A 21,306-nucleotide genomic window follows, 5' to 3' on the forward strand; every position below is an offset into this window, starting at 1 on the left:
CACAGGTGCCCGGACGGCGATGTCAGCCGGTGATCTCCTCCGCCAGGGCGCGCAGCGCCAGCCGGTAGGAGCCGATGCCGAAGCCGGCGACGGTACCGGTGGAGACGGCCGCGATGACCGAGGTGTGGCGGAATTCCTCACGGGTGTACGGGTTCGAGATGTGCACCTCGATGAGCGGAGCGGTGCGCTGGGCCGCCGCGTCCCGGATCCCGTACGAGTAGTGGGTGAACGCGCCGGGGTTGATGACGACCGGGATCCGGCCGTCGGCCGCCTCGTGCAGCCAGCGGATCAGCTCGCCCTCGTCGTTGGTCTCGCGGACCTCGACGTCGAAGCCGAGCTCCTTGCCGAGGGTGGTGCAGGCCTCGACGAGCCCGGCGTACGAGGTGGCGCCGTACACGTCGGGCTCGCGGGAGCCGAGCCGGCCGAGGTTCGGCCCGTTCAGCACCAGGACGCGGCCGCTCACCCCGGTCACTTGGAGACCTCCGCGTAGGCGGCCACCAGGACCGCCGGGTCCGGGCCCTCCAGGACGGTGGGCTTGGCCAGCCCGTCCAGCACGATGAAGCGCAGCAGGTCACCGCGGGACTTCTTGTCGACGCGCATGGTGTCCAGCAGCTTCGGCCACTGGTCCCCGCGGTAGGTCAGCGGCAGCCCCACCGACTCCAGGACGGTGCGGTGCCGGTCGGCGGTCGCGTCGTCCAGCCGGCCGGCCAGCCGGCCCAGCTCGGCGGCGAAGACCATGCCGATGGAGACCGCGGCGCCGTGCCGCCAGTTGTAGCGCTCGTTCTTCTCGATGGCGTGCGCCAGGGTGTGGCCGTAGTTCAGGATCTCGCGCGGGCCGCTCTCCTTGAGGTCGGCGGAGACCACGTCGGCCTTGACCTGGATGGAGCGCACGATCAGCTCGGCGGTGTGCTCGCCCTGCGGCGTACGGGCCCCGGCCGGGTCGGCCTCGATCAGGTCCAGGATCACCGGGTCGGCGATGAAGCCGGCCTTGATGATCTCGGCGAGGCCGCTGATGTAGTCGTTGGGCGGCAGCGAGTCCAGCGCCGCGAGGTCGCACAGCACCCCGGTCGGCGGGTGGAACGCCCCGACCAGGTTCTTGCCCTCGGCGGTGTTGATGCCGGTCTTCCCGCCGACCGCCGCGTCCACCATGCCCAGCACGGTGGTGGGGACGGCGATCCAGCGCACTCCGCGCAGCCAGGTCGCCGCCACGAAGCCGGCGATGTCCGTGGTGGCTCCGCCGCCGACGCCGACGATCACGTCGGTGCGGGTGAAGCCGGTCTGGCCCAGCGCCTTCCAGCAGTAGGCGGCGACCTCGACGGTCTTGGCCTCCTCGGCGTTCGGCAGCTGGATCGCGATGGCCTCGAAGCCCTGCTCGGCGAGGTCAGCGCGCAGCGCCTCGCCGGTGGCGGCGAGCGCCTCCGGGTGCAGGACCGCGACCCGCTTGGCGGCCGGCCCGATGAGGGCGGGCAGCTCGGCCAGCAGCTGGCGTCCGACCAGCACCTCGTAGGGTTCCGTACCCGCGGTGCCGGCGATCGCGATACGGGTGGGGTTCTCGCTCATGCGTCCTTCAACTCCAGTGCGTCGAGGACCGCTTCGGCAGCGTCCTCGGGGGTGCGGTCGTCGGTGGAGACGACCGCGCGGGCGACCTCGGTGTACAGCGGACGGCGCTTCTCCATCAGCTCGCGCCACTGCTGGCGCGGGGCGACGGCGAGCAGCGGGCGTGGGGCGTCCAGCCCGACCCGCTTGACGGCGTCGTTGACTCCGACGTCCAGGAAGACCACCGGGCGGCCGCGCAGCAGGCTGCGGGCGACCGGCGACATGATCGCTCCGCCGCCGAGCGCCAGTACGCCGGTGTGCTCGGCGAGGGCGTCGGTGACCGCGGCCAGTTCGAGCTGCCGGAAGTGGTCCTCACCGTCGTTGATGAAGATCTCCGGGATGGACTTGCCCGCCGTCTGCGCGACATCCGCGTCGGTGTCCCGGTAGGTGGTGCCGAGCCGGGCCGCGAGCAGCATGCCGACGGTGGTCTTGCCCGCACCGGGCGGGCCGACGAGGACGACCAGCGGCCCGGTCAACGGATCGCCAGGTTCTCGAGGTACCCCTGGACGTTGCGCCGGGTCTCGCCCACCGAGTCGCCGCCGAACTTCTCCGCGACCGCGTCGGCGAGCACCAGCGCGACCATGGCCTCCGCGACGATCCCGGCGGCCGGCACCGCGCAGACGTCCGAGCGCTGGTGATGGGCCGCGGCGACCTCACCGGTGGTGACGTCGACGGTGGCCAGGGCGCGCGGCACCGTCGCGATCGGCTTCATCGCCGCCCGGACCCGCAGCAGCTCACCGGTGCTCATCCCGCCCTCGGTGCCGCCGGAGCGGCCGGTGGAGCGGCGGATGCCCTCGGGGCTGGGCACGATCTCGTCGTGCGCCTGCGAACCCGGCACCCGGGCCAGCCCGAAGCCGTCGCCGACCTCGACGCCCTTGATCGCCTGGATGCCCATCAGGGCGGCGGCCAGCCGCGCGTCGAGCCGGCGGTCCCAGTGGACGTGGCTGCCGAGTCCGACGGGAACGCCGTACGCCAGCACCTCGACGACTCCGCCCAGGGTGTCGCCGTCCTTGTGGGCCTGGTCGATCTCGGCGACCATCGCGTCGCTCGCGTCGGAGTCCAGGCAGCGCACCGGGTCGGCGTCGAGGCGGGCCTCGTCGGCGGGCACCGGCACGACCCCGTACGGGGCCTTGGCCGCGGCCAGTTCGACGACATGGCTGACGATCTCGATGCCCGTCGTCTCCTTGAGGTAGGAGCGGGCGACGGCGCCCAGCGCGACGCGGGCGGCGGTCTCCCGGGCGCTGGCGCGCTCCAGGATCGGCCGGGCCTCGTCCAGCGCGTACTTCTGCATACCGGCGAGGTCCGCGTGGCCGGGGCGCGGGCGGGTCAGCGGCGCGTTGCGCCCCAGACCGGCCAGGATCTCCGGGTCGACGGGGTCGGCCGCCATGACCTGTTCCCACTTGGGCCACTCGGTGTTGCCGACCATGATCGCGACCGGGCTGCCCATGGTCAGGCCGTGCCGTACGCCGCCGAGGAAGGTGACCTCGTCCTGCTCGAACTTCATCCGGGCACCGCGGCCATAACCCAGCCGCCGGCGCGCCAGCGCGTCCGCCACCATCGCCGTGGTGACGGGTACGCCGGAGGGCAGCCCCTCCAGCGTCGCGACGAGTGCGGGGCCGTGCGACTCCCCCGCGGTCAGCCAGCGCAACCTGCTCAACGGTGCTCCTCTTGCTCGCGCCTCGAACGTCCGAAATTCAACGGCACGGCCGGGTGCGCGGCCCTGGCCCGCCACCACCGATCCTCCCACGGCCGGGGCGGACGTCCCGCCTCCGGTCCAGGTTGTGGACGTGGCGGCGCGGCGGGCTCAGAACGGGTGGACGCCGCCGGTGTCAGACACCCAGTGCCGCCTCGCCGGCGGCGCGCATCGCCGCGAGCGGTGCGGGAGTCCGGCCGGTCATCCGCTCGACCTGGAGCACGGCCTGGTGCACCAGGAGGTCGAGGCCGCCGACGACCTCGCCGCCGCGGGCCGTCCAGGCGGCCGCGAGGGCGGTCGGCCACGGGTGGTACAGCACGTCGAAGAGCGCGCCCGGCCGCTCCGGCACGAACTCGGCGAGGCCGTCGGTGGCGCCCGCCGGGGTGGTGGCGATCACCAGCGGTGCCTCGAACGCCTTCGCCGCGTCGCCCCAGTCCTCGGTGCGCACCCGCACGCCCAGCCGTTCGCCCCACTCGCGCATCTCGGCGGCGCGCGCGGCGCTGCGCACGTACACGGTGACCTCGCCGGCGCAGATCCGGGCGAGCGCGGCCAGCGCGGACGAGGCGGTCGCCCCGGCGCCGAGCACCACCGCGGACTCCACGCTCGTCACACCGTGTTCGCGCAGCGCGGCGGCGATTCCCGGGATGTCGGTGTTGTCGCCGGTCAGCCGGCCGTCCGCGGTGAAGACCACGGTGTTGACGGCCTCGACGGAGGCCGCGGTGGCGCTGACCTCGTCCAGCAGCGGGATGACCGCGCGCTTGAGCGGCATCGTCAGCGACAGCCCGGCCCAGCTGCCCGGCTCCCCCGTGCCGTCCCGGACCCCGGCCAGGAAGCCGGGCAGCGCCGCCTCACCCACCTCGAAGGGGTCGTAGCGCCAGCCGGTGAGACCGAGCTCGGCGTACGCGGCCCGGTGCAGCACCGGTGAGAGCGAGTGGGAGATCGGCGAGCCGAGGACTCCGGCCCGGCGTGGTGCACTCATCAGCCGGTGCCCTTGTTCTTGTTGAACTCCTGGACGTTCTTCTGGTGCTCCGTGTAGCTGTCGGTGAAGCGCGTGTCGCCCTTCTTGACCGTGACGAAGTACAGCCAGTTGCCCGTCGTCGGGTGCAGCGCCGCGTCGATCGCCTGGTGTCCCGGGTTGCCGATCGGACCGGGCGGCAGGCCCTTGTGGAGGTAGGTGTTGTACGGCGACGGGAACTTGGTGTCCTTGGTGGACGTGTTCAGCGTGGAGCGGCCCATGGCGTAGTTGATCGTCGAGTCGAAGCCCAGCGCCATGTCCTTGTCGAGGCGGTTGTAGATGACCCGCGAGACCTTGCCGAACTCCTCGTCCTCCTGCGCCTCGGCCTGGATGAGGCTGGCGATGGTGACGATCTGCAGCGGCGTCTTGTGGACCTTCTTCGCCTCTTCCTCGATGTTGTCCTTTTTGTACTCGCTCTGGGCCTGCGCGACCATCTGCTTGAGCAGGTCGAGCGGCTTGGTGGCCTTGCCGACGCTGTACCTCGACGGGAAGAGGAAGCCCTCGACATTGCCCTGCGCCCAGGCGGGCAGGCCCAGGTCGGCGCCCTTGGCGGCGGCCTGTGTGGTGCCCGCCTTGATGCTCAGCCGCTTGTCGATGGCGGCGTAGATCTCGGTGGCCCGCAGCCCCTCGGGAATGATGATGGCGCTCTGCTTGGTCGGGTCGGTCATCATCGTGACCGCCGCCGCGGCCGACATCTCCTTGTGGAGGAGGAAAATGCCGGCCTGGATGCTCTTGCCCTTGGGATTCTTGCCGGCCGCCGCGGTGAAGGCGTCGACGCTCTTGACCACGCCGGCGGTCTTGAGAATGTTGCCCATGTCCGTGAGCGTCGAGCCCTTGGGGATCGTGACCTGCACGTCTCCGGTGCCCTCGCCCGAGAAGTCGGGTGCCGCGCCGAAGTGGCTCTCGTAGAACTGGTAGCCGAAGTAGCCGGCACCGCCGACGCCGCCGCCGAGGACCAGCAGGACGACCAGGCAGGCGCAGCCGCTGCGGCGCTTCTTGCCCTCTTTCTTGCCGCCCTTGCCGCCGCGCTTGCGGCCGCCGCGGCCGGCCGGGGTGTCGTCGTCCGGCTCTTCCTCGTCCGTGCCGTCGGCGAAGAAGGCGTGCGTCTCGGGCTCGGACTCGGCCTCCCAGTCGCCGGTGTTGTCAGGGGCGGACCGCATCGGCTGCTGGGGCTGCTGCTCCGGCGGCTGCCGGTGCTGCGGCTGCTGCGGGGGCGGGTAGCCGCCCTGGCCGTAGAAGTCGGGCTGCTGGGAGCCGTAGGGATCGGCCGGCGGCTGGCCGCCGTAGGGATCGCCGGGGTTGGCACCGTACGGGGCGGACGAACCCCCGGAGGTGTCCCAGTCGTTGTACTGCTGCTGGCCCTGTTGCTGGCCCTGCTGGAGGTGCTGTTGCTGCTGCTGCTGCTGGCCCTGTTGCTGGCCCTGCTGGAGGTGCTGTTGCTGCTGCTGCTGCTGCGGGTACTGCTGTTGCTGCTGCTGGGGGTACCCCTGCTGCGGGTACTGCTCCTGCTGGGGGTACTGCTGCTGTTGCGGATTCTGCGGGTATTGCTGCTGTTGGGGGTTCTGCTGCTGGTTCTGGGGGTATTGCTGCTGCGGGGGGTACTGCTGCTGGGGAGCCTGCTGACCGTTGTACGGGTACTGCGGCTGCTGCCCGGTGGCGTAGGGGTCCCAGTCGTCCTGCGGCTGCGGCTGGCGCGGCTGCTGCTGGTACCCCTGGTCACCGAAGAGCGGGTCCTCGGGATGCCACGGTTCGGAGCCGGAGCCCCGGCCATAGTCAGTCATCGATCCCCTTGGTACGCGTCGGTACGCGGGGCGATCGCATCCTCGGAACTGGCCGCCCCTTGCGAAACGGGCGGCGCCAAGTGGCGCCGCCGTGTCGCGCGGAACGTTACCGTACCGCGATCAGATGACCACTTCGACGCTCTCCCCCGCTGGTTTCCCCGACACCCGTTCGGTCTCGAGGGCGCTCTGCAGGATGACGATCGCGGCTGCCTGATCGACCACCGCACGGCCCTTCTTGGCCTTGACGCCCGATGCCCGCAGGCCCTGGGTGGCGGTGACCGTGGTCATCCGCTCGTCCACCAGCCGCACCGGGACGGGCGCGATGATTTTTGCCACATCCTGCGCGAACGCCCGGACCTTGACCGCCGCGGGACCCTCGTTCCCGCTCAGCGAGCGCGGCAGCCCCAGGACGACCTCGATCGGCTCGTACTCCTCGATGATCGCCGCGAGGCGGCGCAGCGCCGCCGGGACGTCCCGCCCCGGAACCGTCTCGACCGGTGTCGCGAGGACCCCGTCGGGGTCGCACGAGGCGACCCCGATCCGGGCATCCCCGACATCGACGGCGATACGCCTGCCTCTGCGCACCGTCAGGCCTTCTCTTCGACCAGGCGCTGGACCGCGGCGACGGCCTCGTCCACGGCGGCCGGGTTCTGGCCGCCGCCCTGCGCGACGTCGTCCTTGCCGCCGCCGCCACCACCGAGGGTCTTGGCGGCGGACCTGACGAGTTCACCGGCCTTGATACCGCGCTCGCGAGCGGCCTCGTTGGTGGCGATGACGGTGAGCGGGCGGCCGTTGGCCACGGTGAACAGCGCGACGACGGCGGCCCGGCCGCCCCCGATGCGCTGCCGCACGTCCAGGACGAGCTTGCGCAGGTCGTCGGCGCCGGTGCCCTCCGGCACGGTGCCGGTGACCAGGGCCACGCCCTTGATGTCCTGGGCGCCCTGCGCCAGTCCGGCCGCTGCCTGCAGGACCTTGTCGGCGCGGAACCGCTCGATCTCCTTCTCCGCGTCCTTGAGCTTGGCGAGCATGCCCGAGATCTTGTCGGGCAGCTCCTCGGGACGGCCCTTCACCAGCTCGGTGAGCTGCGCGACGACCGTGTGCTCACGGGCCAGGAACTTGTACGCGTCCACCCCGACCAGCGCCTCGACCCGGCGCACTCCGGAGCCGATGGACGACTCACCGAGCAGCTTGACCAGCCCGAGCTGGGCGGTGTTGCCGACGTGCGTACCGCCGCACAGCTCCTTGGAGAAGTCGCCGATGGTGACCACGCGGACCCGGTCGCCGTACTTCTCGCCGAACTCGGCGATGGCGCCCTGCTTCTTGGCCTCTTCCATGCTCATGACCTCGGCGGTCACGTCGAGCTCCCGGGCGAGCACCTCGTTGATCTTCTGTTCGACGTCGGTGAGCACCGTGCCGGGTACGGCGGCGGGCGAGCCGAAGTCGAAGCGGAAGCGCCCCGGGGAGTTCTCGGAACCGGCCTGGGCGGCGGTGGGGCCGAGCGCGTCCCGCAGCGCCTGGTGCGTGAGGTGCGTCGCGCTGTGCGCGCGGGCGATGGCCCGGCGGCGCACCAGGTCGATCTGGGCGAGCGCGCCGGCGCCGAGGGTGACCTCGCCGACCTGGACGACGCCCTTGTGCACGCTGACGCCGGCCACCGGCTGCTGCACGTCGCGGATCTCGATGATCGCGCCGGTGTCGATCCTGATCCGGCCGGTGTCGGCGAGCTGGCCGCCGCCCTCGGCGTAGAACGGGGTGCGGTCCAGGACGATCTCGACCTCGTCGCCCTCGTGGGCGGCCGGCGACGGGACACCGTCGACGAGCAGTCCGACGACGGTGGCCTCGTTCTGGTTGGAGCTGTAGCCGGTGAACTCGGTGGTGCCGGAGCGGTCGGCGACCTCGCGGTAGGCCGAGAGGTCGGCGTGGCCCTGCTTCTTGCCGCGGGCGTCGGCCTTGGCGCGGTCCCGCTGCTCCTTCATGAGCCGGCGGAAGCCCTCCTCGTCCACCGACAGGCCCTGCTCGGAGGCCATTTCGAGGGTGAGGTCGATCGGGAAGCCCCACGTGTCGTGCAGCAGGAACGCCTTGTCGCCGGAGAGGACGGTGCCGCCGGCGGCCTTGGTCTCGCTGACGGCGGAGTCCAGGATGTTGGTGCCGCCGCTGATCGCCTTGAGGAAGGCGACCTCCTCGGAGAGGGCGACGGTCTCGATGCGCTTGCGGTCGGTGACCAGCTCCGGGTACTGCTCGCCCATCGTCTTGATGACGGTGTCCACGAGCTCGCCGACGACCGGCCCGGTGGCGCCCATCAGCCGCATGTTGCGGATGGCGCGGCGCATGATGCGGCGCAGCACGTAGCCGCGGCCCTCGTTGCCGGGGGTGACCCCGTCGCCGATGAGCATCACGGAGGTGCGCATGTGGTCGGCGACGACGCGCAGCGAGACGTCGGTGCCGTGGTCGGCGCCGTACCGGACACCGGTGAGTTCGGTGGCCGTGTCCATCACCACGCGCAGGGTGTCGGTCTCGTACATGTTCTGCACGCCCTGCAGGATCATCGCGAGGCGTTCGAGGCCGAGGCCGGTGTCGATGTTCTTCGACGGCAGCTCGCCGAGGATCTCGAAGTCGTCCTTGCCCTGGCCGGGGCCGCGCTCGTACTGCATGAAGACCAGGTTCCAGATCTCCACGTAGCGCTCGTCGTTGACGGCCGGGCCGCCCTCCTCGCCGAACGCCGGGCCCCGGTCGTAGTTGATCTCGGAGCAGGGTCCGCACGGTCCGGGGACGCCCATGGACCAGTAGTTGTCGGCCTTGCCCAGGCGCTGGATCCGCTCGGCGGGGACGCCCACGACCTCGCGCCAGATGCGCTCGGCCTCGTCGTCGTCCAGGTACACGGTGACCCAGAGCTTCTCGGGCTCCAGGCCGTAGCCGCCGTCCGCCACGGAGCTGGTGAGCAGCTCCCAGGCGTACGTGATGGCGCCTTCCTTGAAGTAGTCGCCGAAGGAGAAGTTGCCGCACATCTGGAAGAACGTGCCGTGCCGGGTGGTCTTGCCGACCTCTTCGATGTCGGGCGTCCGCACGCACTTCTGCACGCTGGTGGCGCGCTCGAAGGGCGGCTTGACCTCGCCGAGGAAGTACGGCTTGAACGGGACCATGCCCGCCGGGACCAGCAGCAGCGTCGGGTCGTCGGCGATGAGGGACGCCGAGGGCACGACCGTGTGCCCGCGCTCCTCGAAGAAGCGCAGCCAGCGGCGGCGGATTTCTGCCGACTCCATCAGTGATTGTCCTTCCGGTTGTACGACTGCTTGTGCGACTGCTTGTAGGACTTCTGGGGGTGTGACTGCTGCGGGAGCGGCTGCGGTGCGTCGAGTTCGGCCCGGCGCTGCCCGGGGAGGTCTCCCTCGGCGGCCTCCAGGCCCAGCGCGTCCTTGAGTTCGATCTCGCGCTCGGTCATCCCGGCGCGCACGTCCTGGGCGAAGAGCCGCAGGCGGGCGCCGGTTTCGAGCGCCTTGTCGGCCGCCGTCGCGGCGAGGCTGTCCGGGGAGAGCCTGCGCACCGCGCGGTTGACCTTGGTGGTGGCCCAGACGCCCGCGGCGGCGCCGGTGAAGAACCAGAACAGGCGGCGGAACATGGTGTGTCAGCCCTTCGAACGGTTGCGTCGGCTGCCGCGCCGGGCGGCCGGCAGCGCCTTGCCGACCACGACGGTGCGGGTCTTCCCCGCGCCCTTGGCCTGCAGGCCGACCGCGCGCCGCACCCCGTAGCCGAAGGCGGCGACCTTCACCAGCGGCCCGCCGAAGGTGGAGGCCACCGTCGAGGAGAGCGCGGAGGCGTTGGCGGTCACCTCGGCGACGTCCGCGGTGATCGTGTCGACCCGGTCCAGCTGGGTGTGCGCGGAGCGGAGCGCCGAGGTCGCCTCGCCGAGCAGCGGAACGGCCTGTTCGGTGACGTTCGCGACCAGTTCGGTGGTCTTCCTGAGCGTCTGGGACAGCCGGACGAGCGCCACCGCCAGGAACGACACCAGGATCGCCCAGAAGACGGCCACGATCAGGCCGGCCACCTCTCCACCGGACACGTTGCTGCGCTCCCTCACCGTCACCACTTCACAACAACAATCAGCTACCGACCCTATCGCGCCCGGCCTCGGCGTTCGTACCGCATTCCCGGCGCGGCGGCAGCGTCGCAGGGTAGTGCCCCGGGCCCCCGGAGGTGGCGTGATTGTACGTTCCGCTTACCACCCCGTACTCTCCGTAGACCATGGACACTGCGGGAAACCTCCCCGCCGAGCTGAACAGCTTCGTCGGGCGGGCCGCCGAACTCTCGGCCCTCGCCGGTTTGCTGGAGCAGGCGCGGCTGGTCACCATCACCGGGGTCGGCGGCGTCGGCAAGACCCGGCTGGCGGTGCGGACGGCACGGCAGGTGGCCGGCAGGTTCCCCGACGGGGTGTGGCTCGTGGAGCTGTCCGCCCTGTACAACGCGGAGCTGCTGGAACACAGCCTGGCCGAGGCGCTGAAGCTGGCCGACCACACCGGACGGCCGCCGCGGACCGTGCTCGCCGAGGAACTGGCCGAACGTGAACTGCTGCTGGTGCTGGACGGTTTCGAGCATGTGGTGCGGGAGTGCGCGGAACTCGTCGCGGAACTGCTGCGCCGGGCGCCCGGGCTGCGGGTGCTGGCCGCCGCGCGCCGGCCGCTGGGCATCACCGGCGAGCACACCGTCCCGCTGGCGCCGCTGCCCGCGGCGGCCGCGGACGGTGACGCCGTCCGGCTGTTCGCCGACCGGGCGGCCGCCGTGCTGCCGGGCTTCACGGTCACCGCGGCCGACCAGGAGGCCACGGTGGAGCTGTGCCGGCGGCTGGACGGCATTCCGCTGGCGCTGGAACTGGCGGCGGGCCGGCTGCGGGCGCTCTCGGTGGGCCAGGTGCTGCAGCGCCTCGACGACCGTTTCCGGCTGCTGACGGGCGGCGACCCCAGCGCGCCGACCCGGCATCACACACTGCGGACCGCGATCGGCTGGAGCCACGAACTGTGCACGCCCGCCCAGCGGCTGCTGTGGGCCCGGCTCTCGGTCTTCGCCGGACTGTTCGACCTGGAGGCCGCGGAGTACGTGTGCTCCAGTCCCGATCTGCCCGCCGAGGACGTCATGGAGACGGTCGCCCAGCTGGTGGCGCAGTCGGTGGTGGCCTGCGAGGCGGGCGTCGGATACCGGATGCTGGAGACCGTCCGCGAGTACGGCGCCGGCTGGCTGGAGGCGCTGGACGACACGGAGCGCATGCAGCGCCGGCACCGCGACTGGTACCTCGGGCTGGCCACCTGGTGCGAGCTGGACTGGTTCAGCCCCCGGCAGGCCGAGGTCGCCGCCCGGGTCGAGACGGATCTGCCCAATCTGCGGCTGGCGCTGGAGTTCAGCCTCAGCGGCGCCGAGGATCCGCACGTGGGCCAGTACCTCGCGGCCACCCTCTGGTTCTACTGGGTGGGCTGCGGCCGGCTGTCCGAGGGCCGGCTCTGGCTGGCCAGAGCGCTGGAGCTGGAGACCTCGCACGCCGAGGCGCGGGCCAAGGCGATGTGGGTGTACGGGTATGTGGCCGTGCTGCAGGGCGATCCGGTGTGCGCGCTCGGCGTGCTGCAGGAGTGCCGCGACGAGGCCGCGCTGACGGGCAACGCGCCGGCCTCGGCGTACGCGGTGCACCGGCTGGGATGCCTCGCGCTGCTGTCGGACGACATGGTCAGGGCCGAGGAGCTGATCGGGGCGGCGCTGGACGCCTACCGCGAGATCGGCGAGCTCAACAGCAATGTGCTGATGGCGCAGGTCGAGCTGGCGATGGCGGTCGCCTTCCGGGGCGATCTGGAGCGGGCGGTGGCGCTGAGCGAGGAGGTCCGCGACATCTGCCGCGACCACGGTGAGCGCTGGGCGCTGGCCTACGCGCTCTATGTACTGGGGTACGCGGCCTGGCTCGGCGGGGACCCGGCCACCGCCCGGGAACTGGTCGAGGAGTGCCTGGTCATCGACCACGCCTTCCACGACCTGGTCGGCGCGGTGCTCGCCATCGAGCTGCTGGCGCTGATCACCGAGGGCGAGGGCGCGCCGTACGAGGCGGCGGTGCTGCAGGGCGCGGCCGGCCGGCTCTGGCGCTCGGTGGGCCTGCGGCTGTTCGGCTCGCAGTTCTTCAACGCGCCGCACGAGCTGTGCGAGAAGCGGGCCAGGACCGCCCTGGGCGATGCCGCCTATGAGGCGGGGCTGGCTGAGGGCGCGCGGTTCGGCCTGGACGCGGCGGTGGCACGGGCGCTGCGCGAGCTGCCGGCGGAGCAGCCGCCTGAGCGGCTCGGCACGGTGGCGCGGGTGGCCGGCCCCCGTACGCACGAACCCGCCGCCTCCCCTGCCGTGGGCGGCGGGGAGACGGCGGGCTGAGAGTACGGGGGCTCTCGCTGGATCAGCGGGCGTAGTACTCGACGACGAGCTGCTCGTCGCAGATCACCGGGATCTCGCGACGGTTCGGGTCGCGGTCCAGGCGGAAGGCCAGGGCCTGCAGGTTGACCTGCAGGTACTTCGGCGTCTCGCCCTCGCCGGCCCAGCCACCCTCACGGGCGACCTGGAACGGGGTCTTCTCGCGGCTGCGCTCGCGGACCATGACGACGTCGTCGGGGCGCACGCGGAAGGAGGGCTTGTCGACCTTGCGGCCGTTGACCTCGATGTGACCGTGCACGACCATCTGCCGGGACTGGTAGATGGTGCGGGCCAGACCGGCCCGCAGGACGAGCGCGTCCAGACGGCGCTCCAGCTCGATGATCAGCGCTTCGCCTGTCTTGAGGTCGACCTTCCGAGCGCGGTCGTAGGCACGGCGCATCTGCGTTTCGCTGATGTCGTACTGGGCACGCAGACGCTGCTTCTCGAGCAGACGGGTCTTGTAGTCGCTGTTCTGCTTGCGACCGCGACCGTGCTCGCCGGGCGGGTAGGGGCGGGCCTCGAAGTACTTGACTGCCTTCGGGGTCAGCGCGATGCCGAGCGCACGCGACTTCTTGACCTTGGGACGCGACTGGTTCACGTGGAACGATCCTCCATGTAAATTAGGTAAGGCTTACCTTAGCTGAGGAGATCGCATGATTCGACCCGGGAACCCCATGCCTGCGCACGGTCAGCCGCGCCCCGACGTGGACGATGCGCTCCGGATGCCATCGGCAGCCGAACGCGCGCGAACTCTAGTCGAGGGTAACCCGTCGGCTGTCCTGGTCATTCCCGGGCTGGACCCCGTACTGCCCGGTCAGATGGTCCCCGAGATGCGCAGCGTCGGCCCCGAGGGCGACGTGTTCCTGCTGTTCCCGGTGGATTCCCCGGCCGTGCGGGCCGCCACCCACGCCGAGGCCGACGAGCTGACCGCTGTGCTGGAGATCACGGACGTCGCACCGGTCTCGGTGCCGTACCGGATCCGCGGGCGGGCCTGGATCGCGGGCTGGCTGACGCCGGTGCGCGACGAACCGGTCGTGCCCGGCACCGCGCTGCTCCGGCTGGAGGTCGGCGAGGCGTCCGTGGACGACCTGTGGGGCGCGGAGCAGGTGGAACCCGACGAGTTCGCCGACGCCACCGCCGACCCGCTGGCGGCCCACGAGTCCGAGCTGCTCCAGCACCTGGCCGCCGCGCACGAGGACCAGGTGGGGTGGCTGTGCGGGCTCGTCGGCGGCTACGGCGGACGGGGCCCCGAGTGCGCCGGCACCCGGACGGCGGTGCCGGTGGCGCTGGACCGCTTCGGGCTGCGGGTCCGCTTCACCGACCCCGACGGCAGCTTCGACGCGCGCTTCGACTTCCCCGAACCGGTGCGCGGCCACGAGGAGTTGCACCACGCGATGCACACCCTCTTCGACGCGGCCCGCGCCTCCGCGGACGATCTTCACGGGGCGTAGCCTGACCTTCATGTTCGTACTCGACATCACGTACACCGCCCCCGTGGAGCAGGTCGACGCCGTCCTCGCCGATCACGTCGGCTGGCTGGACCTGCAGTACGCGGCCGGGGCTTTCCTGGCCTCGGGCCGCAAGGAGCCGCGCGAGGGCGGGGTGATCCTCGCGGTGGCCCGGGACCGGGCGGCGATCGAGGAGATCGTCTCCGGCGACCCGTTCGTCACCGCGGGGGTCTGCGCCTACCGGATCACCGAGTTCCTGGCCACGAAGACGGTGCCGGCGATGGCGGAGTACCGCCAGGAACTGCCGGTCTGATCACGGGCCCGGCCACTTCGCCCTGCCGGCGGGGTCACTCCCCCGACAGGCGTTCCCGGACGCGGTCGAGGATGTCGGCGTACCGGGCCTCCGCACCGTAGCGGGTGGGCTCGTAGTAGCGGCGGCCGTGGATCTCGTCGGGGGCGTACTGCTGGGCGGCGATGGCGCCGGGCAGATCGTGCGGGTACTGGTAGCCCTGCGCGTGGCCGAGCTTGGCCGCGCCCTTGTAGTGCCCGTCGCGCAGATGCGGCGGCACCGGCCCCGCCAGGCCCTTGCGCACATCGGCGAGCGCCGCGTCGATCGCCATGTACGCCGCGTTGGACTTCGGCGCCAGGGCGAGCGCGATCGCGGCCTGCGACAGGATGATGCGCGCCTCGGGGAAGCCGATCATCGCGACGGCCTGCGCGGCGGCGACCGCGGTCTGCAGCGCGATGGGGTCGGCCATGCCGACGTCCTCGCTCGCCGAGATCATCAGCCGGCGGGCGATGAAGCGGGGGTCCTCCCCCGCCTCGATCATGCGCGCCAGATAGTGCAGCGTGGCGTCCACGTCCGAGCCCCGGATGGACTTGATCAGGGCGCTCGCCACGTCGTAGTGCTGGTCGCCGTCCCGGTCGTACTTCACCGCGGCCCGGTCGACGGACTCCTCCAGCGTGCTGAGGGTGATCTCCGCTTCGCCCTTGGCGATGGCCGCGCCGGCGCCCGCCTCCAGGGCGGTCAGGGCCCGCCGTGCGTCCCCGCCCGCGATGCGCAGCAGATGGGCCTCGGAGTCGGCGGGGAGAGTGACGGCGCCGCCGAGACCGCGCTCGTGGGTCAGCGCCCGGCGCAGCACTCCGCTCAGGTCCTCGTCGGTGAGCGGCTCCAGGGTGAGCAGCAGCGAGCGGGACAGCAGCGGGGAGATGATCGAGAAGTACGGGTTCTCGGTGGTGGCCGCGATCAGGGTGACCCAGCGGTTCTCGACGGCCGGCAGCAGCGAGTCCTGCTGCGCCTTGCTGAAGCGGTGGATCTCGTCCAGGAAGAGCACCGTCTCCCGGTCGTAGCCGCCGGACTGCCGCTTGGCGCTCTCGATGACCGCGCGGACCTCCTTGACGCCCGCGGTGATCGCCGAGAGCTCGACGAAGCGCTTGTTGGTGGCCTTGCTGACCACGTACGCGAGCGTCGTCTTGCCGGTGCCGGGCGGGCCCCACAGGATCACCGAGGACGGCCCCGCCGGGCCGCCGCTGCCCTCGCCGACGAGCCGGCGCAGCGGTGCTCCCTGCTTGAGCAGATGCTGCTGGCCGACCACCTCGTCCAGGACGCGCGGACGCATCCGCACGGCGAGCGGGCTGTTGCCCGGCTCCCTCTCCTGGCGTTCCTCGGCAGCTGCGGTGAACAGGTCGGGCTCCATTCGTCCGAGCCTATGGCACGGGTGTGACAGCGCCTCCTGCCGCGGCCAGCAGCGCCCGCACCAGCCGCGGGTCGGAGCCCATCTCGGGGTGCCACTGCACGCCCAGCGCGAAGCCGGGCCCGGGCAGCTCGACCGCCTCCACGGTGCCGTCCTCGGCGTACGCGCTCACCGTCAGACCGGCGCCGAGCGAGCCGACGGCCTGGTGGTGGTAGGTCGGCACCTTCTCCGGGGCCGGGGTGATCCGGGCCAGCAGGGTGCCCGGCACCGGTGTCACGACGTGGTCGCCGAAGACCCCCGGCGTGACGGCGTGCCCGTCGTGGCCGACCTGCTCCGGGAGGTGCTGGACGAGCGTCCCGCCGCACAGCACGTTCAGCAGCTGCATCCCGCGGCACACGGCCAGGACGGGTGTGCCGGAGTCGATCGCGGCCCGCAGCACCGCCAGTTCCCACCGGTCGCGCTCGCGCGCCTGCGGCCCGGTGCGCGGATGGCGCGGTTCCCCGTAGAGCGAGGGTTCGACGTCGGGGCCGCCGGCGACGATGACGGCGTCCATCCTGGCGACCGCCGCGGCCGCGACGTCGGGATCGTCCGGCGGCAGCAGCGCGGCGATGCCGCCCGCGGCGCGGACCATGCGGGGGTAGACCTCCGGCAGGAGTACGGCGCTGGTCTCCCAGACGCCCCACCTGGCGGTGTCGAGATAGGTCGTGACGCCGACCAGCGGCTGCTCGGGCATGAACTGATCCTCCTGGATGACGGGGTCGATTGTGGCGCGGACGGCTGCCGGGCGTCCGGAGCCGCGCGGGTGTCGCGCGGCGGCCGTCAGTCCCGTGCCAGCTCGGCCTCGGCGGCGGCCAGTGCCGCGAACTCCTCCTCGGGGGCGGAGGCGACCAGCCGCTTGCGGCTGTAGAGGGCGAAGTAGGCGATGGCCACGGCGTAGACGGCGAGCGCGGTGAGGGCCGCGTCGATGTCGACCAGGAACGTGGCGACCACGGCCGCGACGGCGAGCACGAAGGCGACGGCGGAGGTGACGATGCCGCCGGGGGTGCGGTAGGGCCGGTGCAGGGCGGGCTCGCGCAGCCGCAGCACGATGTGCGACAGCGCCATGAGGACGTAGCTGACCGCCGCGCCGAAGACCGCCATGTTCAGGACCTTGGACCCGTCGTCGGCGTTGGCCGCCGCCAGGACGAAGCCGATGGTGCCGGGGACCACCAGCCCCAGGTACGGGGCCTTGCGCTTGCTGGTCAGGGAGAGGAAGCGGGGCAGATAGCCGGCCCGGGACAGGGCGAACAGCTGCCGCGATCCGGCGTAGATGAGCGAGAAGAACGAGGCGACCAGACCGGCGAGACCCGCGTAGTTGACGATCTGGCTCAGTGCGGAGGACTTCCCGCCGTTGGCCGTCTGCAGCGCTTCGACCAGCGGGTTCCCGGACTCCTTGAGCGCGTCGGCGCCGCCCGCTCCGACCGTCGGAAGCAGGGTGATGACGGCGAGCACCACGAGGATGCCGATGGAGAGCGCCATGGCCCTGGGCAGGCTCTTCACCGGGTCCTTGGTCTCCTCGGCGGCGAGCGGAACGCCTTCGACGCCCAGGAAGAACCACATTCCGAAGGGGAACGCGGCCCAGATCCCCATCAGGCCGAAGGGCAGCCAGGATCCGGCGCCGACCGCGTCGGTCACCTTGATGTCGTTGAGCCGGCTCGCGTCGAAGGAGCCGAGGGCTCCGACGGCGAAGACCACCAGCGCGAGGACGGCGACGGCGGTGACGACGAAGCTGAACCGCAGCGCCTCGCCGACGCCCCACAGATGCACGCCGATGAAGATCACGAAGCAGGCGAGGAAGACCGGCCAGCCGGAGGTGAGCCCGAAGAGGTTGAGGGACTCGACGTAGGCACCGATGAACGTGGCGATGGCGGCGGGCGCGAGCACGTACTCGATGAGGATGGCGGTACCGGTGAGGAAGCCGCCCCAGGGTCCGAGGGCGCGGCGGGCGAAGCCGTAGCCGCCGCCGGCCGTGGGCAGCACCGAGGACATCTCGGCGAGCGAGAAGACCAGGCAGGTGTACATCAGGCCCATCAGGGCGGTGGCGATGGCCAGTCCGCCGAAACCGCCCTCGCGCAGGCCGAAGTTCCAGCCGGAGTAGTCGCCCGAGACGACGTAGGCGACGCCGAGTCCGGTGAGCAGCAGCCAGCCCGCGGTGCCGCGGCGCAGGGTGCGGCGCTCCAGGTAGTCGTCGCCGCCGGGCGGGGCGCCGGGCGGGGTCGCCGTCGCCGTGCTGCCTGCCGTGCTGCCTGTTGGGAACGGTGAATCGCCGGGCTGGGGCATGCGTCACTCCCGTACGGGACGAGGGGTAAAGGTTTGAACGCATACCTTTACGGCTGTCGCGGAGATGCGCAAGCCCCCGGCAGGGACCGGCCGGCCGGTTCGCCGGCCACGGCGGGGTCAGGCGAGGAAGCCGCGCAGCAGGGCCGCGGTGCCCTCGGCGTGCTCGCGCATCACCGCCGCCGCGGCCTCCTCCTCGCCGTCGAGAATGGCCTCGACCAGCGCGGTGTGCTGGCCCTGCGAGTGTTCGAGGTTGCGTACCAGGATGGGGATGCAGTCCAGGAGTTCGTTGACCTGGGCGCGCACCGCGGCGTACTGCGTGACCAGCGAAGGGGAGCCGCAGAGCTCGGCGATGGCCAGGTGCAGCAGGGTGTCGGCGCGCCGGTAGTCTGCGGTGGGCGCGTCGCCCGTCTCGCGCAGCCGGCGGCGCAGCAGGTCCGTCTGCTCCCCGGTCAGTTCGGTGCGGGCGCAGAGACCGGCCGCCCCGACCTCCAGGACCTCGCGGAAGCGCAGCACGTCGTCCAGGCCGCCGGTGCCCAGTCCGGCCGCCCTGCGCCGCAGTTCGTTCTCCGCGTCCGCCCGGCCCGCGCCGTGGGACGGCGGGCGGTTGCGGACGAAGGTGCCGCCGTGCCGGCCGCGGCGGGTCTCGACCAGCCCCTGCTCGTGCAGGACCTTCAGTACCTCGCGCAGGGTGACGCGGCTGATCCGCAGCCGTTCGGCCAGTTCGCGCTCGGCGGGCAGCCGCTCGCCGTCGGGCACCAGACCGAGCCGGACGACCTGGAGCACCTGCTCCAGCGCCTCCTCGAAACCATTGCCGCCGCGGACCGGCCGTAGCACCGAGGCGAGCGGATCCGCGGAGATTTGCTGCTCACTCATGCGCGGGCCCCTTCCCAATCAATGGTTCCAACCCATACCTTAGTGCTTCCGCCCGATCCGAGAGGACCTCCCTCGTGGCAGATCGCACACCCCCCCTGTCCGTCGACGCCCTGCGCGCCCTGGTGGCAGCGGGGAAGATCCACACCGTCATCCTCGGCTTCGCCGATATGCAGGGGCGGCTGCAGGGCAAACGATTCGCCGCACCGTTCTTCCTCGACGAGGTGCTGGCCCACGGTACCGAGGGCTGCAACTACCTGCTCGCGGTGGACGTCGACCTCAACACCGTCGACGGCTACGCGATGTCCTCCTGGGAACGCGGCTACGGCGACTTCGCCATGCACCCCGACATCAGCACCCTGCGCCACGTCCCCTGGCAGGACGGAACGGCGCTGCTCATCGCCGACCTCGCCTGGAACGACGGCAAGCCGGTGGTCGCCGCGCCCCGGCAGATCCTGCGCCACCAGCTGGGCCGGCTCGCGGACCAGGGCTGGACCGCCCATGCCGGCACCGAGCTGGAGTTCATGGTCTTCCGCGACACCTACGAGCAGGCATGGGACGGCGGCTACCGCGGCCTGACCCCCGCCAACCAGTACAACGCCGACTACTCGGTGCTCGCCACCTCCCGCGTCGAGCCGCTGCTGCGCCGGATCCGCAACGAGATGGCCGGGGCGGGCCTGACCCCGGAGTCCGCCAAGGGCGAGTGCAATCTCGGCCAGCACGAGATCGTCTTCCGCTACGACGAGGCGCTCGTCACCTGCGACCAGCACACCGTCTACAAGACCGGGGCCAAGGAGATCGCCGCCCAGGAGGGCGCCTCGCTCACCTTCATGGCGAAGTTCAACGAGCGCGAGGGCAACTCCTGTCATATCCACCTCTCCTTGCGGGACGAGGCGGGACGCCCTGTCATGGCGGGCGAGGACGGCGAGATGTCGCCCCTCATGCGGCACTTCCTGGCCGGGCAGCTCGCCGCCCTGCGCGACTTCTCCCTGTTGTACGCGCCCAACATCAACTCCTACAAGCGTTTCCGGCCGGGCTCCTTCGCCCCCACCGCGGTCGCCTGGGGCGTCGACAACCGCACCTGCGCGCTGCGCGTCGTCGGGCACGGCGCCTCGCTGCGCCTGGAGAACCGCGTCCCGGGCGGCGACGTCAACCCGTACCTGGCCGTGGCGGGCATGGTCGCGGCGGGTCTGTACGGCATCGAGCACAAGCTCGAACTGCCGGAGGCCTGCACGGGCAACGCCTACACCGCCGACTACGCGCAGGTGCCCGGCACCCTGCGGGAGGCCGCCGGACTGTGGGCGGCCAGCCCGATCGCGCGGGAGGCCTTCGGCCAGGACGTCGTCGACCACTACAGCAACATGGCGCGGATCGAGCAGGAAGCGTTCGACACCGCCATCACGGACTGGGAGCGGTTCCGCTCCTTCGAGCGGATGTAAGGAAGCAGCCCCGTGACCGAGCACCACCAGGTACTCAACCCCGCCACCGAGGAGGTCGTCGCCACGGTCGCGGCGACCACCCCGGAGGGCGTGGACACCGCCGTCGCCGCGGCGGCCAAGGCCCAGCAGGGCTGGGCGGCGCTGGCCCCGGCCGACCGGGCGCGCGGCCTGCGCCGGTTCGCCGCCGAGGTCGACGCGCACGCCGAGGAGCTCGCCGCGCTGGAGGTCCGCGAGGCCGGCCACACCCTCGGCAACGCCCGCTGGGAGGCCGGGAACGTCCGTGATCTGCTCGACTACGCCGCCGGCGGCGTGGAACGGCTCAGCGGCCGGCAGATCCCGGTCGCCGGCGGCATCGACCTCACCTTCCACGAGCCGATCGGCGTCGTCGGCGTCATCGCCCCGTGGAACTTCCCGATGCCGATCGCCGCGTGGGGCACCGCCCCGGCGCTCGCGGCGGGCAACGCCGTCCTGCTCAAACCGGCCGAGACCACCCCGCTGACCGCACTGCGGCTGGCCGAACTCGCCCTGTCCGCGGGCCTGCCCGAAGGGCTCTTCCAGGTACTGCCCGGCGCGGGCCCGGTCACCGGGACCCGGCTCGTCGAGCACCCGGACGTGCGGAAGATCGTGTTCACCGGCTCCACCGCCGTCGGCAAGCGGATCATGGAGCAGTGCGCACGTCAGGTGAAGCGGGTCACCCTCGAACTCGGCGGCAAGAGCCCGAACATCGTCTTCGCCGACGCGGACCTGGAGAAGGCCGCGGCGGCGGCCCCGATGGCGTTCCTGGACAACGCGGGCCAGGACTGCTGCGCCCGCACCCGGATCCTGGTCCAGCGGGAGGTCTACGAACGGTTCCTGGAGCTGCTGGTCCCGGCGGTCGAGGCCGTCCGGGTAGGCGACCCGTCGGACCCCGCCACCGAGATGGGTCCGCTGATCTCGGCGGTCCAGCGGGATCGGGTCCGCTCGCTCGTCACGGACGACCTGCCGGTCGCCGCCCGCGGCAGCGCCCCCGAAGGACCCCGCTTCTGGAA

20 protein-coding genes are annotated in these 21,306 nt (G+C 71.9%); 5 read left to right on the plus strand and 15 right to left on the minus strand.

The window, feature by feature from the left end; genetic code table 11:
- Positions 1–22: 22 nt before the first annotated feature.
- The 10 genes from aroQ to O3W51_RS14535 all read right to left on the minus strand — a co-directional run bounded on the left by aroQ (position 23) and on the right by O3W51_RS14535 (position 10,139).
- The gene (aroQ, locus tag O3W51_RS14490; protein WP_138352722.1) at positions 23–463 is read right to left on the minus strand and encodes a type II 3-dehydroquinate dehydratase; all 441 of its coding nucleotides are present in this window, start codon (positions 461–463) and stop codon (positions 23–25) included.
- Positions 464–468: 5 nt separating this feature from the next.
- A complete protein-coding gene (gene aroB, locus O3W51_RS14495) occupies positions 469–1,560 on the minus strand; it encodes a 3-dehydroquinate synthase (RefSeq protein WP_138352608.1) in 1,092 nt (363 codons plus the stop codon).
- Complete coding sequence (locus O3W51_RS14500) at positions 1,557–2,072, minus strand: shikimate kinase (protein ID WP_138352609.1); 516 nt, start codon at positions 2,070–2,072, stop codon at positions 1,557–1,559. The genes aroB and O3W51_RS14500 overlap by 4 nt, the downstream gene beginning before the upstream one ends.
- A complete protein-coding gene (gene aroC, locus O3W51_RS14505) occupies positions 2,069–3,253 on the minus strand; it encodes a chorismate synthase (protein ID WP_138352610.1) in 1,185 nt (394 codons plus the stop codon). Before aroC ends, O3W51_RS14500 begins: the two co-directional genes overlap by 4 nt.
- Positions 3,254–3,425: 172 nt before the next feature.
- Positions 3,426–4,268: a shikimate dehydrogenase gene (locus O3W51_RS14510; RefSeq protein ID WP_138352611.1), complete on the minus strand. Its 843-nt coding sequence runs from the start codon at positions 4,266–4,268 to the stop codon at positions 3,426–3,428.
- A complete protein-coding gene (gene mltG / locus O3W51_RS14515) occupies positions 4,268–6,085 on the minus strand; it encodes an endolytic transglycosylase MltG (protein WP_269286066.1) in 1,818 nt (605 codons plus the stop codon). The genes O3W51_RS14510 and mltG overlap by 1 nt, the downstream gene beginning before the upstream one ends.
- Positions 6,086–6,205: 120 nt before the next feature.
- The gene (ruvX, locus tag O3W51_RS14520) at positions 6,206–6,670 is read right to left on the minus strand and encodes a Holliday junction resolvase RuvX (RefSeq protein WP_138352613.1); all 465 of its coding nucleotides are present in this window, start codon (positions 6,668–6,670) and stop codon (positions 6,206–6,208) included.
- Positions 6,671–6,672: 2 nt separating this feature from the next.
- Entirely contained in the window at positions 6,673–9,342 is a 2,670-nt protein-coding gene (gene alaS, locus O3W51_RS14525) for an alanine--tRNA ligase (RefSeq protein ID WP_138352614.1), read from the minus strand.
- A complete protein-coding gene (locus O3W51_RS14530; RefSeq protein ID WP_138352615.1) occupies positions 9,342–9,698 on the minus strand; it encodes a DUF6167 family protein in 357 nt (118 codons plus the stop codon). The genes alaS and O3W51_RS14530 overlap by 1 nt, the downstream gene beginning before the upstream one ends.
- A gap of 6 nt (positions 9,699–9,704) precedes the next feature.
- Positions 9,705–10,139: a DUF948 domain-containing protein gene (locus tag O3W51_RS14535; protein WP_138352616.1), complete on the minus strand. Its 435-nt coding sequence runs from the start codon at positions 10,137–10,139 to the stop codon at positions 9,705–9,707.
- 182 nt (positions 10,140–10,321) lie between these two features.
- Between O3W51_RS14535 and O3W51_RS14540 the strand changes: the two genes are divergently transcribed.
- Positions 10,322–12,472 carry an ATP-binding protein gene (locus O3W51_RS14540; RefSeq protein WP_198357476.1) on the plus strand — a complete coding sequence of 717 codons (2,151 nt, stop codon included), beginning with the start codon at positions 10,322–10,324 and terminating at the stop codon, positions 12,470–12,472.
- Positions 12,473–12,494: 22 nt separating this feature from the next.
- On the opposite strand, the gene rpsD is transcribed toward O3W51_RS14540, so the two are convergent.
- On the minus strand, positions 12,495–13,106 hold the full coding sequence (gene rpsD, locus O3W51_RS14545) for a 30S ribosomal protein S4 (RefSeq protein ID WP_138352618.1): 612 nt from the start codon (positions 13,104–13,106) through the stop codon (positions 12,495–12,497).
- A 124-nt stretch (positions 13,107–13,230) separates the two neighbouring features.
- On the opposite strand from rpsD, the gene O3W51_RS14550 reads away from it, so the two are divergent.
- The gene (locus O3W51_RS14550; protein WP_138352723.1) at positions 13,231–13,959 is read left to right on the plus strand and encodes a DUF2470 domain-containing protein; all 729 of its coding nucleotides are present in this window, start codon (positions 13,231–13,233) and stop codon (positions 13,957–13,959) included.
- A gap of 10 nt (positions 13,960–13,969) precedes the next feature.
- A complete protein-coding gene (locus tag O3W51_RS14555) occupies positions 13,970–14,269 on the plus strand; it encodes a YciI family protein (protein ID WP_138352619.1) in 300 nt (99 codons plus the stop codon).
- Positions 14,270–14,303: 34 nt separating this feature from the next.
- On the opposite strand, the gene O3W51_RS14560 is transcribed toward O3W51_RS14555, so the two are convergent.
- The 4 genes from O3W51_RS14560 to O3W51_RS14575 form a co-directional block, all read right to left on the minus strand.
- On the minus strand, positions 14,304–15,653 hold the full coding sequence (locus O3W51_RS14560) for a replication-associated recombination protein A (protein ID WP_198357478.1): 1,350 nt from the start codon (positions 15,651–15,653) through the stop codon (positions 14,304–14,306).
- A gap of 10 nt (positions 15,654–15,663) precedes the next feature.
- Positions 15,664–16,383 carry a gamma-glutamyl-gamma-aminobutyrate hydrolase family protein gene (locus tag O3W51_RS14565; RefSeq protein ID WP_138352621.1) on the minus strand — a complete coding sequence of 240 codons (720 nt, stop codon included), beginning with the start codon at positions 16,381–16,383 and terminating at the stop codon, positions 15,664–15,666.
- Between the two features lie 86 nt (positions 16,384–16,469).
- On the minus strand, positions 16,470–17,969 hold the full coding sequence (gene eat, locus O3W51_RS14570; protein ID WP_198357479.1) for an ethanolamine permease: 1,500 nt from the start codon (positions 17,967–17,969) through the stop codon (positions 16,470–16,472).
- A 117-nt stretch (positions 17,970–18,086) separates the two neighbouring features.
- Positions 18,087–18,842: a FadR/GntR family transcriptional regulator gene (locus O3W51_RS14575; protein ID WP_138352623.1), complete on the minus strand. Its 756-nt coding sequence runs from the start codon at positions 18,840–18,842 to the stop codon at positions 18,087–18,089.
- A gap of 74 nt (positions 18,843–18,916) precedes the next feature.
- On the opposite strand from O3W51_RS14575, the gene O3W51_RS14580 reads away from it, so the two are divergent.
- Both O3W51_RS14580 and O3W51_RS14585 read left to right on the plus strand, forming a co-directional pair.
- Positions 18,917–20,278 carry a glutamine synthetase family protein gene (locus O3W51_RS14580; protein WP_138352624.1) on the plus strand — a complete coding sequence of 454 codons (1,362 nt, stop codon included), beginning with the start codon at positions 18,917–18,919 and terminating at the stop codon, positions 20,276–20,278.
- Between the two features lie 12 nt (positions 20,279–20,290).
- On the plus strand, positions 20,291–21,306 hold a 1,016-nt coding region (locus O3W51_RS14585; protein ID WP_269286075.1), incomplete at its 3' end, for an aldehyde dehydrogenase family protein.

Origin of the sequence: Streptomyces sp. H39-C1 (assembly GCF_027158125.1) — a bacterium.
Classification (GTDB): domain Bacteria; phylum Actinomycetota; class Actinomycetes; order Streptomycetales; family Streptomycetaceae; genus Actinacidiphila; species Actinacidiphila fildesensis.